The organism is Streptococcus sp. HMSC071H03 (assembly GCF_001813035.1).
GTDB classification, from domain to species: Bacteria; Bacillota; Bacilli; order Lactobacillales; family Streptococcaceae; genus Streptococcus; species Streptococcus anginosus.
The window spans coordinates 63,280-75,562 of record NZ_KV811142.1 but is presented as its reverse complement, the minus strand read 5'-3'; the positions used below and the strand labels follow the sequence as shown (position 1 = coordinate 75,562).

Annotated in this window: 10 protein-coding genes and 1 pseudogene; all 11 read left to right on the top strand. The window is 39.5% G+C overall.

Annotated features, from left to right (window positions below; genetic code table 11):
- Nucleotides 1-24 precede the first annotated feature (24 nt).
- Entirely contained in the window at nucleotides 25-1,029 is a 1,005-nt protein-coding gene (ccpA, locus tag HMPREF2887_RS00755; RefSeq protein ID WP_022526272.1) for a catabolite control protein A, read from the top strand.
- Nucleotides 1,030-1,208: 179 nt separating this feature from the next.
- Entirely contained in the window at nucleotides 1,209-2,207 is a 999-nt protein-coding gene (locus tag HMPREF2887_RS00750; RefSeq protein WP_021001528.1) for an LTA glycolipid anchor biosynthesis glycosyltransferase, IagA/BgsA family, read from the top strand.
- Nucleotide 2,208: 1 nt separating this feature from the next.
- The gene (locus HMPREF2887_RS00745) at nucleotides 2,209-3,522 is read left to right on the top strand and encodes a glycosyltransferase family 4 protein (RefSeq protein WP_057489614.1); all 1,314 of its coding nucleotides are present in this window, start codon (nucleotides 2,209-2,211) and stop codon (nucleotides 3,520-3,522) included.
- A 26-nt stretch (nucleotides 3,523-3,548) separates the two neighbouring features.
- Nucleotides 3,549-3,890 carry a hypothetical protein gene (locus HMPREF2887_RS00740; protein ID WP_021001530.1) on the top strand — a complete coding sequence of 114 codons (342 nt, stop codon included), beginning with the start codon at nucleotides 3,549-3,551 and terminating at the stop codon, nucleotides 3,888-3,890.
- 289 nt (nucleotides 3,891-4,179) lie between these two features.
- Nucleotides 4,180-4,881 (top strand): response regulator YycF, encoded by a 702-nt coding sequence (gene yycF, locus HMPREF2887_RS00735; protein ID WP_021001531.1) that lies wholly within the window; start codon nucleotides 4,180-4,182, stop codon nucleotides 4,879-4,881.
- Nucleotides 4,874-6,226: a cell wall metabolism sensor histidine kinase VicK gene (vicK, locus tag HMPREF2887_RS00730; protein WP_021001532.1), complete on the top strand. Its 1,353-nt coding sequence runs from the start codon at nucleotides 4,874-4,876 to the stop codon at nucleotides 6,224-6,226. Before yycF ends, vicK begins: the two co-directional genes overlap by 8 nt.
- Nucleotides 6,227-6,228: 2 nt before the next feature.
- Complete coding sequence (locus HMPREF2887_RS00725; protein WP_021001533.1) at nucleotides 6,229-7,032, top strand: MBL fold metallo-hydrolase; 804 nt, start codon at nucleotides 6,229-6,231, stop codon at nucleotides 7,030-7,032.
- Between the two features lie 8 nt (nucleotides 7,033-7,040).
- A pseudogene (locus HMPREF2887_RS00720) lies at nucleotides 7,041-7,401 on the top strand (YbaN family protein).
- Nucleotides 7,402-7,782: 381 nt separating this feature from the next.
- Nucleotides 7,783-8,481: a ribonuclease III gene (gene rnc / locus HMPREF2887_RS00715; protein ID WP_084740317.1), complete on the top strand. Its 699-nt coding sequence runs from the start codon at nucleotides 7,783-7,785 to the stop codon at nucleotides 8,479-8,481.
- On the top strand, nucleotides 8,472-12,005 hold the full coding sequence (gene smc / locus HMPREF2887_RS00710; RefSeq protein ID WP_057489615.1) for a chromosome segregation protein SMC: 3,534 nt from the start codon (nucleotides 8,472-8,474) through the stop codon (nucleotides 12,003-12,005). Before rnc ends, smc begins: the two co-directional genes overlap by 10 nt.
- A 1-nt stretch (nucleotide 12,006) precedes the next feature.
- Nucleotides 12,007-12,283: HAD-IIB family hydrolase (locus HMPREF2887_RS00705; protein ID WP_148131473.1), on the top strand; the 277-nt coding region annotated here is incomplete at its 3' end.

Here is a 12,283-nt window from a genome sequence, read left to right as displayed (position 1 = left end):
TTTTCAACATAGAAAGGAAGAAACATGAACACAGACGATACAGTAACCATTTATGATGTCGCGCGTGAAGCGGGAGTTTCGATGGCAACCGTTAGCCGTGTGGTAAATGGAAACAAAAATGTAAAAGAAAATACAAGAAAAAAAGTCTTGGAAGTGATTGACCGCTTGGATTACCGACCAAATGCGGTAGCGCGTGGCTTAGCTAGCAAAAAGACGACAACTGTCGGGGTTGTCATTCCAAATATCACAAGCAGTTATTTTGCAACGCTTGCAAAAGGAATTGATGATATCGCAGAGATGTACAAATATAATATTGTCTTAGCCAATAGTGATGAAGATGATGACAAAGAAGTTTCTGTTGTCAATACGCTGTTCTCAAAACAAGTAGATGGTATCATTTTTATGGGCTATCATTTAACAGAAAAGATTCGCTCCGAGTTTTCTCGTTCGCGGACGCCAGTTGTGCTTGCAGGCACAGTTGATGTGGAGCATCAATTACCAAGTGTGAATATTGACTATAAGCAAGCAACCATGGATGCAGTTGAATGTCTTACGAAAAATAATCAAAAAATTGCTTTTGTAAGCGGACCTTTGGTGGATGATATCAATGGTAAGATTCGTTTAGCTGGTTACAAAGAAGCTTTGAAGAAAGCTAAACTTACCTATAGTGAAGGATTGGTTTTTGAGTCAAAATACAGCTATGATGATGGTTATCAATTAGCAGAACGGGTCATTGCTTCTAAAGCTACAGCAGCCTTTGTGACTGGTGATGAACTGGCAGCTGGATTGTTAAATGGATTATCAGACAAAGGTGTAAATATACCAGAAGATTTTGAAATCATTACTAGTGATGATTCGCAGGTAGCACGTTTTACCCGTCCAAATTTGACGACTATTGGTCAGCCTTTGTATGACCTCGGTGCGATTAGTATGCGCATGTTGACTAAGATTATGCACAAGGAAGAGCTAGAAGAACGCGAAGTGGTATTAGCTCATGGTCTTATTGAGCGCCGTTCAACAAGAAAGTAAGTAGAGTTAGACAGAACTTGAAATTTTCAATTTTAAGTTCGTTGTCCAATCGTTTTGCTACTCGTTTATTATAAGAGTAGTTTATGTCTGAGATGTTATTGTCCCAGACATTTTTGTTTTCAAGAGGCTTTATATCTTTGTGGTTTTATTTTTTCTATCTTTTGGGTATAATAGAAGACATGAAAGTATTACTGTATTTAGAAGGTAAAGCGGTTTTGGAAAAATCAGGCATTGGACGAGCTTTGCAACATCAGATGAAAGCTCTAGACCTGGCTGGGATTCCCTACACGACAGATCCTTCAGGAGATTATGATGTAGTGCATATCAATACCTATGGACCTAGGAGTTTGCGACTTTTGCACAAAGCAAAAAAGCAAGGAAAAAAAGTGATTATGCATGGGCATTCAACGAAGGAAGATTTTCGCAATTCGTTTATTGGGTCAAATCTTTTTGCCTCTGCTTTTGGGAAATATCTAGCTCACATGTATCAAATGGCGGATTTTATCATTACACCGTCTGAATACTCCAAAAAGTTGATTCAGGGCTATGGTGTGACAACACCAATTGTGGCTGTTTCTAATGGGATTGACCTTCATAAATATCAAAAAGATCCACATAAAGAAGAAGTGTTTAGAAAACATTTTCATATCCAAGAAGGAGACAAGGTTGTTGTCTGTGCGGGACTTTATTTTAGACGCAAGGGAATAGAAGACTTTGTAGAAGTAGCACGCAGAATGCCAGATGTTCGCTTTATTTGGCTGGGCAGTATTAACAAATGGATCATTCCACGGAAAATCAGAAATCTTGTGCTTTTTAATCATCCTAAAAATGTTGAATTCCCGGGTTATTTTAAAGGTGCCGTTTTTGAAGGAGCTATGAGTGGTAGCAGTCTTTTCTTTTTCCCAAGTTATGAGGAGACAGAAGGGATTGTAGTGCTAGAGGCGTTGGCTAGTCATCAACATGTCGTTTTACGGGATATTCCTGTATATGAGGGCTGGATTGATGAGCAATCGGCTGAATTGGGGCATAATGTAGATGAATTTGTAGACTCTATCCAAAAGATTTTGGATGGTAAAGTAGATAAGCGAGAAGCTGGCTATAAGGTAGCGCAGAGTCGTTCAATTGATGATGTGGCTTATAAACTTGTGGATGCTTATCAAGAAGTATTGGAGATGTAGCATGCGAATTGGTCTTTTTACGGATACCTATTTTCCTCAAGTTTCTGGAGTGGCAACGAGTATTCGTACTTTAAAAACAGAATTAGAAAAGCTTGGACATACTGTTTTTATTTTTACAACGACAGATAAGGATGTCAATCGTTATGAGGATTGGCAGATTATTCGAATTCCCAGCGTGCCGTTTTTTGCCTTTAAAGATCGGCGAATTGCTTATCGCGGTTTTTCAACAGCTTTAGAGATTGCTCGCCAATATCAATTGGATATTATTCATACCCAGACTGAATTTTCTTTGGGTTTATTAGGTGTTTGGATTGCAAAGGAGCTGCGAATTCCAGTTGTTCATACTTATCATACACAGTATGAGGATTATGTACGTTATATTGCTAAAGGCATGGTCATTCGTCCTAGCATGGTCAAATACATTGTTCGCGGTTTTATGAGTGATTTAGACGGTGTGATTTGTCCGAGCGAGATTGTTTATGACTTGCTCATGAAATACAAAGTAAAAGTAGAAAAACGTGTTATTCCTACTGGAATTGAATTGGCTAAATTTGAACGTCCAGAAATTACTAGTGAGAACATGGCTGATTTACGGGAAAAATTAGGCATTTCAAATCAAGAAACTATGTTGCTTAGCCTATCACGTGTTTCGTATGAAAAAAATATTCAGGCAGTTTTAGCTGCTCTGCCGACTGTTTTGGAAGAAAATCCAGATGTGAAATTAGTAGTGGCAGGAGATGGACCGTATTTATCTGACTTAAAAGCACAAGCCAAACGCTTGGGTATTACAGATGCAGTCGTTTTTACGGGAATGATTGCGCCAAGTGAGACCGCATTGTATTATAAAGCAGCTGACTTCTTTATTTCCGCTTCAACGAGTGAGACGCAGGGCTTGACGTATTTAGAAAGTCTAGCGAGTGGCACTCCGATTATTGCGCATGGAAATCCTTATCTAGACAATGTTATCAATGATAAAATGTTTGGAACGCTTTATTATGAAGAACGTGATTTGGCAGGAGCGATTTTGGAAGCTGTTATTGCAACACCGGATTTGGATGAGAAAAGTCTCGCTGCAAAATTATACGAAATCTCTGCTGAAAACTTTGGACGTCGTGTCTATGAATTTTATTTGGATTTAATCATTTCAAAAGATTTCAACAATGATTTATATCCGGAGGAGTCTGTTAGTAAGCGATTAGCAAAATCTGTCATTTATCTTCCCAAAAAAGCAATTGCCCTTCCTGTAAATGGATCAGCGCGAATGTTTAAAGCATCTAAACGACAAATCAAAAATATACAGAAATACCTGAAATAAAATTCCAAAACTAGCGAGGTGGGAAAATGAAACGCGATATTCCTTTTTTAGCCGTACTACTCTTTTTCTATTTGTTATTTTATGGAATTGTTCAAATGATACCGATGGACGAATTGTTACGAAAGGGCTTGGTGGTAAATAATGTTTTGATATATTCACCGCTGGCAACATTTCTTGTAGCAGTTGTCTATGCTGGGCTATATGGTTTTTCTTGCCGTTTTTTGCTTTTAGCAACGCTCATGTTCTTTGTGACGATTCTGACCTTTGAGGAATGGATTTTACTGTATCATGCAGCCTATTTTATCTGTTTATTGTTGGGGACGCTGTTAGGTTATGGGATATTTTGCTGGAGAAAGACAAGTAAATGAACATCAAGCAGCTCGAACATTTGCTTCTTTAGGAAATTACTACAGTAGCAGTGAAAAGTTAAGACAGGTGTATTGCGTTTCATAGTTTTTCCTAAGAATTCAATGAATGGTCTAAGGCTTTTGTCTGGACTATTTTTTGATATAAAAGACTTAAAAGACTGTCTTTGCTGTCATATTTTTAACATATTTGTTTTAAATTTGTAAAGTAAAGAAATGATGTGTTATGAGTTGAATTGGTAAATTTTAAGAAAAATTTGGTATAATAAAAAGATAGAAAAAGGTGAATAAAATGAAAAAAATATTAGTTGTAGATGATGAGAAACCGATCTCAGATATTATAAAGTTTAACATGGTAAAAGAAGGTTATGAAGTAGTGACTGCCTTCGACGGTCGCGAAGCGTTAGAGATGTTTGAAGCAGAACGTCCAGATATTTTGATTTTGGACTTGATGTTGCCTGAACTGGACGGCTTAGAGGTGGCGCGAACGATTCGGAAAACGAGCAATGTTCCCATCATCGTTCTTTCTGCCAAAGACAGTGAATTTGATAAAGTCATTGGTCTCGAAATTGGAGCAGATGACTATATGACAAAGCCGTTTTCTAATCGTGAGTTACAGGCGCGTGTCAAAGCTATTTTGCGTCGCACAGATTTGACAATTGAAAATCAAGAAGCAGAAGCTGCTCCGACAGAGATTGTGATTGGAGATTTGCAGATTTTGACCGATGCTTTTGTCGTGAAAAAGCATGGCGAAGAATTAGATTTAACACACCGTGAGTTTGAATTGCTACACCATTTGGCCACGCATATCGGGCAAGTGATGACGCGTGAACATCTGCTAGAAACGGTGTGGGGTTATGATTATTTTGGAGATGTGCGGACTGTTGATGTGACAATTCGTCGTTTGAGAGAAAAGATAGAGGATATTCCTAGCCGACCAGAGTACATTTTAACGCGGCGCGGCGTTGGATATTACATGAGAAACAATGATTGATAATATTAGACAATTTATTGTATCAAAAGACTTTGTATTTGTTTTACTTATTTTAGGGTTCATCTTGGTGATTACCTTGCTTTCCTTGGAAAACAGGCGTGACAACGTTCGTATTCGCCAATTGAATCAAAAAGTAAAAGATTTAATTGCAGGCAATTACTCAGAAATTTTAGATGTACAAGGTGGTCCAGAAATTACGGATATTACCAACAGTATCAATGATTTATCTGAGGTAATCCGTCTAACGCATGAAAATTTAGAGCAAGAAACTAAGCGCCTGTCGAGTATTTTATCCTATATGACGGACGGCGTTCTTGCGACCAATCGTCGTGGGCAGATTATCATGATTAATGATATGGCGACCAAGCAGTTGGGGGTCAAAGAATCCGAAGCACGAAAGATGAATATCTTAAAACTGTTGGATATCGAAGACGAATATGACTTACGAGACTTGATTACGAAAGTTCCAGAATTGACCATTGATTCGCAGGATGAAAATGGAGAGTTTTTAAGTTTACGTGTTCGATTTGCCTTGATTCGGCGAGAATCAGGCTTTATTTCAGGGCTGGTTGCAGTGTTACACGATACAACGGAGCAGGAAAAAGAAGAGCGTGAGCGGAGACTGTTTGTTTCGAATGTCAGTCACGAATTACGTACTCCCTTGACCAGTGTCAAGTCTTATCTGGAAGCACTAGATGAAGGTGCCTTATCAGAACCAGTCGCACCGGATTTCATCAAGGTTTCATTAGACGAGACAAATCGGATGATGCGCATGGTTTCGGACTTGCTGAGTTTGTCACGTATTGACAATGCAACCAGTCATTTGGATATTGAATTGACGAATTTTACAGCTTTTATCACCTTTATTTTGAACCGTTTTGATAAAATCAGAAGCCAGAATGATGATAAAAAGTATGAAATTATACGAGATTATCCGATTAACTCTATTTGGGTCGAAATTGATACAGATAAGATGACACAGGTGATTGATAATATTATCAACAATGCCATTAAATATTCTCCTGACGGTGGTAAAATTACGGTCAGTATGAAAACGACGGATACCCAAATGATTTTGTCGATTTCAGATGAAGGCTTAGGAATTCCTAAAAAAGATTTGCCGAAAATTTTTGATAGATTTTATCGTGTAGACAAAGCAAGAAGTCGCGCCCAAGGTGGATCCGGACTGGGCTTAGCCATTGCCAAAGAGATTATCAAGCAACATAACGGCTTTATCTGGGCAAAGAGCGAGTACGGCAAAGGCTCGACGTTTACAATCGTTCTGCCATATGACAAAGAAGCTGTCAAAGATGATGATTGGGAAGAAGATGAATTAGAAGGATAGCCATGAGCGAGAAAGGATTTAAGTATAGTATTTTAGCGTCAGGTTCTACCGGTAACTGTTTTTATTTAGAAACTCCAAAGAAGAAGTTGTTGATTGATGCGGGCTTGTCTGGGAAGAAAATTACTAGCTTATTGAGTGAAATTGACCGTAAACCAGAGGATTTGGATGCCATTTTGGTAACGCATGAGCATAAGGATCATATCCATGGTGTGGGCGTTTTGGCACGGAAATATCATTTAGACATTTATGCCAATCAAGAAACATGGAATGCTATGGAAGTAGCGCTTGGGAAGATTGATGTTAGTCAGAAGCACATTTTTGAAATGGGAAAAACCAAGACATTTGGCGATATTGACATTGAAAGTTTTGGTGTTAGTCATGATGCGGTTGCGCCGCAATTTTACCGACTAATGAAAGATGATAAAAGTTTTGTTCTACTGACGGATACTGGCTATGTTAGCGATCGTATGGCGGGGATTATTGAAAATGCGGACGGGTATTTGATTGAGTCCAACCATGATATTGAAATCCTTCGTAGCGGAGCTTATCCTTGGAGCCTGAAGCAGCGGATTTTATCTGACCAAGGACATTTGTCGAATGATGACGGGGCAGAAACCATGATTCGTACGTTGGGTTATCGCACTAAGAAAATCTATCTAGGTCATCTTAGCAAAGAAAACAATACCAAAGAATTGGCTCATATCACAATGGTCAATCAATTGGCACAGGCTGATTTGGCGGTTGAGCATGATTTTCATATTTGTGATACATCGCCAGATACGGCGACACCTTTAACAAATATTTAGGAGAAAGAATGCGAATTTTTTACTTAATGATTGGTTTTATTTCAGTAGGATTAGCCCTTTTGGGAGTTGCTTTACCGCTATTACCGACACCCCCTCTTTTTACTGTTGGCGATTGCATGCTTTTCACGCTCTTCCAAACGATTTGAAAAATAGCTATACCATACTAAGTTGTATCAAATCTATGTGGCGGACTTTCGCGAAATAGGTGCTATTGCTCGGGAGCGTAAAAGAAAAATTCTTATTTCCATTTATATTCTAATGGGAATTTCTATCTTCTTTGCACCTCTTATCTGGGTGAAGTTTGCTTTAGCTACCTTAACCCTTTTTATGACGTATTATTTATTCAAAGTCATTCTAGATAAAGAATGAAAATTCATTTCATCTCTGGTGAACTTTTCCTATCAAATTCTTGGTATCGTTGGAGTATCAAGGATTTTTTTGATATAATAATAGAGAATTTGTTTTCATTTTATACTCTGTGAAGATCTCTTCAAACTTCGTCGGATTTCACAGTTCGGGTGACTGTGAGAGGTGGCAAAGAAGGAAAGCGAAACTTTTGCCAACCTTGCTGTACTCTTTGTTGCTGACTTCGTTGATTACACCTGCAACTTCAAAAGCTCTACTTGAACTTTTGCTCCCCCGCAGCTTGCTTTCTAGTTCCAATTGTCTGGGAGACAGCTGGAGGTGATTGTTAAATTTTTGATGTTCATTAAGTATTAAAAGAAAAAGTTCTTCTTGAAAGGAGAAAAAATGAGAGATTTACATAAAGTTTTAAGTCAGCAATTTGAAATTGTCTTCCAAGATGAAAAGTTGCTGGAGACAGCTTTTACACACACTAGCTATGCCAATGAGCACCGCCTCTTAAACATTTCACACAATGAGCGCTTGGAATTTTTAGGAGACGCTGTTCTGCAATTATTGATTTCAGAATATCTTTATAAAAAATATCCGAAAAAACCAGAAGGGGACTTGTCAAAACTTCGCTCAACCATTGTACGCGAAGAGAGTTTGGCTGGTTTTAGTCGAGATTGCCAGTTTGATCAATTTATCAAATTAGGTCGTGGCGAAGAAAAGTCAGGTGGGCGTAATCGGGATACCATTCTTGGGGATTTATTTGAAGCCTTTTTAGGAGCTTTGTTGCTAGATAAGGGAGTGGAAGCGGTCAAAAACTTCCTGTATCAAGTCATGATTCCAAAGGTAGAAGTTGGAGACTTTGAGCAGGTGGTTGATTACAAGACCAAGCTACAAGAACTGCTCCAAGTCAATGGTGATGTCGAGATTGTCTATCAAGTCATCTCTGAGTCCGTCCCAGCTCATGCCAAAGAATTTGCTGTATCGGTTTCTGTTGATGGCAGAACGGTTGGACAAGGGCAAGGACGCTCTAAAAAATTAGCAGAACAGGAAGCTGCTAAAAATGCATTTGAAAAGGAAAGTCATTCATGTATTTAAAAGAAATTGAAATTCAAGGTTTCAAATCTTTTGCAGATAAGACCAAGGTAGTATTTGATCAGGGAGTGACAGCAGTCGTTGGACCAAATGGCTCAGGAAAGAGTAACATTACTGAAAGCCTGCGTTGGGCACTGGGGGAGTCCAGTATTAAAAGTCTTCGTGGCGGGAAAATGCCAGATGTCATTTTTGCGGGGACTGAAACTCGCAAACCACTGAATTATGCTTCTGTTGTTGTCGTTTTGGACAATAAAGACCGTTTCATCCAGCAAGCTGCAGATGAGATTCGTGTGGAGCGTCATATTTATCGTAGTGGAGATAGCGAGTATAAAATAGACGGCAAGAAGGTACGTTTGCGAGATATTCATGATTTGTTTATGGATACAGGGCTTGGGCGAGATAGTTTTTCCATTATTTCCCAAGGAAAGGTGGAAGAAATTTTCAATAGCAAGCCAGAGGAGCGCCGTGTCATTTTTGAAGAAGCGGCTGGCGTACTGAAATACAAGACGCGGCGCAAGGAGACTGAAAGTAAGCTCAGCCAAACACAAGATAATCTAGATCGGCTGGAAGACATTATTTATGAGCTCGATAGTCAAGTGAAGCCTCTTGAAAAGCAAGCTACGACAGCTAAGCAGTTTTTGAAATTGGATGAGGAACGCCGTGCTCTTTATTTGGATGTATTGATTGCTCAAATAAAGGGAAATAAAACACAGCTGAATGATACTGAAGAACGGCTTGTGGGGATTCAGCAATCTTTGTCTGCTTATTACAGCAAACGTGACCAGCTAGAGCAAGAAAATACTCTTCTGAAAGAAAAACGCCATGATTTGCAAAAACAAATGGCAGATGACCAAGCGAGTTTGCTTGAACTAACACGCCTCATCAGTGACTTAGAACGCCAAATCGAAGTTTCCAAATTAGAATCTAGTCAAGCTGCCAACAGTCGGAAGGAAAATGAGGAACGCCTGAAAGGATTGACAGAAAAATTAGAGGCGGTTCAAACAGAATGGCAGGGAAAAGACGAGCAGTTGACTGATTTTGCTGTAAAATTGGAACAAAATCAACAAGCGATTCATAAATTAGAAGCTGAAATTGAGGCATTTTCGGACGATCCTGACCAGATGATTGAAAAATTACGTGCTGAATTTGTCCAATTGATGCAAGAAGAAGCGGACTTATCCAATGACTTAACTGCTTTAGAAAGTCGCTTAGCCAACGAATTACAATTATCTGAAAGCAAACAAGCAGAATTTGCTAAGTTAAAAGAAAATTTAAAGAATCTTCAAATCAACGAGCAAAGTCAACTGGAAGATTTAGAAACAGATCGGCAGTCGGTTCAGCAGTTACTGACAGATTATCAGGCACAGCTAAAGCAAGTTCAAGCTGTAAAAACGAATTATCAGCAAAACCAAACGGCAATGTTTGATTTAATGGATGATGTAAAAAATAAAAAGGCGCGTGTTGGTAGTTTAGAAGCTATTCTGAAAAATCACAGTCATTTCTATGCTGGGGTGAAAAGTGTTCTTCAAGAAGCAGAGCTCCTGGGCGGTATTATCGGTGCTGTTAGTGAAAAACTGAGCTTTGATTCGCATTATCAGACAGCACTTGAAATTGCACTTGGAGCAAGTAGCCAGCATATTATCGTAGAGGACGAACAAGCTGCGACACGAGCAATTGAATTTCTGAAACGCAATCGAACAGGACGGGCAACTTTTCTGCCACTGACAACGATTAAAGCGCGGCATTTACCAGATCATCATCAAGGAAGCATTGAAAAAAGCACTGGTTTTCTTGGTTTGGCTTCGTCTTTGGTGAGCTATGATAAGAGTTTAGAGCATATTTTCCAAAATTTGCTAGGTACAACAGCCATTTTTGATACGGTAGAAAATGCGCGAGCAGCTGCTCGCAAAGTTCGGTATCAAGTACGAATTGTCACGCTGGATGGAACAGAATTACGGACAGGCGGTTCTTATGCAGGTGGCGCTAATCGAAATAACAATACAATTTTCATCAAGCCGGAGTTGGATGCTTTGCAAAAGGAACTTTCTGAGAAGAATGTAACATTAGCCGAGCAAGAAAAGCAAGTGGAGGATTTGCACACACAGCTAAGCCAAGCCAACAGTCTGTTAGAAGAAATAAAAGCAAGTGGTGAGGAAGCTCGATTAGCAGAGCAAAAGGCTCAAATGGCTTATGAGCAAACACATAAACAGGTTGAAGATTTATCTGAGCTCTTAGCGCTGCAAGAAAGAGAGCTATCTCGTGAAGTTCTTCCTGACATGGCGGAACAAAAGGAACGATTGGTTAATCGCCTTGCAGAAATTGAGCAAGAGAAATCTGAAACAGAAGCCGAGATTGAGCAGATTAAGTCAGATAAAGATGCTGTTCAAGCCCGTTTAGACAAGCTAACAGCCCACTTATCTGAGCTTCGTTTGGCTCGTACCGAGCTGACGGGGCATCAGCGTTACGTTCAGACGGATCTCACACGTTTGTCCAATGAAAAATCTGAATTGGAAAAAGAGATTTCTACTTTACAATTTCTAATGGAGCAAAAGGAAGAGACCGCTTTAAAAGTGGATATTGCTGTTTTAGAAGAGCAATTAACACAGGCTATACAAGAAAAGACAGCTTTGAACCAAGCCAATATTCGGTGTCGGTTTGAACTGGACGATTTGGAAGGGCAAGCAGAGGATCTTACTAGTCATCTGGAACAAGCCCGCCAGCAAAATGAGGATCTGATTCGCAGTCAAGCCAAGGCAGAAGCTGAAAAAGATAAGATTGCAGATGTCCTTCGACGCCTTTTGACGAATTTGACAGATGACTATCAAATATCTTTTGATGAAGCTAGTAAACAGGCTCGTCCACTAGAAAATCTTGCGGTTTCTGAAACTAAGGTCAAGGACTTAGAAAAAACTATCCGAGCTTTAGGACCAGTCAATCTTGATGCGGTAGAGCAATTTGAAGAAGTCAGTCAACGACTGCATTTCCTCAATACTCAAAGAGATGACGTACTTTCTGCGAAAAATCTACTTTTGGAAACCATCGAAGAAATGAATGACGAAGTAAAAGACCGCTTCAAATCAACCTTTGAAGCTATTCGTGAGAGCTTCAAAGTGACTTTCAGACAGATGTTTGGCGGTGGTTCAGCGGACTTGATTTTGACCGAAGGTGACCTGCTGACTGCGGGGGTAGAAATTTCAGTACAACCACCTGGTAAGAAAATTCAGTCGCTCAATCTGATGAGCGGAGGAGAAAAAGCTCTGTCAGCTTTGGCATTACTCTTCTCCATTATCCGTGTCAAGACGATACCATTTGTCATTTTGGACGAGGTGGAAGCTGCACTTGACGAAGCTAATGTCAAACGTTTCGGAGACTATCTCAATCGCTTTGACAAGGACAGCCAGTTTATCGTGGTAACACACCGTAAAGGAACGATGTCCGCAGCAGACTCTATCTATGGAGTAACCATGCAAGAGTCCGGTGTGTCAAAGATTGTCTCCGTAAAATTAAAAGATTTAGAAAGTATGTAAAATGAATATAAAATTAGTTGCGACAGATATGGACGGCACCTTTTTAGATGACAAAGGGCAGTTTGATATGGTTCGACTGAAGCAGTTGTTGCTCCGTTTTAAAGAAAAAGGCATCTATTTTGCAGTAGCCAGTGGGCGTGGTTTGCTGTCATTAGAAAAGCTATTTGAGGATGTGCGAGATGAGATAATTTTTATTGCTGAAAATGGCAGTCTGGTAGAATTTCACGGAGAAGATCTCTACGAAGCAACCATGTCTAAAGATTTTTATCTGTCAGCTT

Bases quoted from the DNA above. Each gene is read 5' to 3' on its own strand.
- smc (WP_057489615.1), top strand. From the start codon at position 8,472: ATGTATTTAAAAGAAATTGAAATTCAAGGTTTCAAATCTTTTGCAGAT.
- rnc (WP_084740317.1), top strand. From the start codon at position 7,783: ATGAGAGATTTACATAAAGTTTTAAGTCAGCAATTTGAAATTGTCTTC.
- HMPREF2887_RS00740 (WP_021001530.1), top strand. From the start codon at position 3,549: ATGAAACGCGATATTCCTTTTTTAGCCGTACTACTCTTTTTCTATTTG.
- HMPREF2887_RS00745 (WP_057489614.1), top strand. From the start codon at position 2,209: ATGCGAATTGGTCTTTTTACGGATACCTATTTTCCTCAAGTTTCTGGA.
- HMPREF2887_RS00725 (WP_021001533.1), top strand. From the start codon at position 6,229: ATGAGCGAGAAAGGATTTAAGTATAGTATTTTAGCGTCAGGTTCTACC.
- HMPREF2887_RS00750 (WP_021001528.1), top strand. From the start codon at position 1,209: ATGAAAGTATTACTGTATTTAGAAGGTAAAGCGGTTTTGGAAAAATCA.
- ccpA (WP_022526272.1), top strand. From the start codon at position 25: ATGAACACAGACGATACAGTAACCATTTATGATGTCGCGCGTGAAGCG.
- vicK (WP_021001532.1), top strand. From the start codon at position 4,874: ATGATTGATAATATTAGACAATTTATTGTATCAAAAGACTTTGTATTT.
- yycF (WP_021001531.1), top strand. From the start codon at position 4,180: ATGAAAAAAATATTAGTTGTAGATGATGAGAAACCGATCTCAGATATT.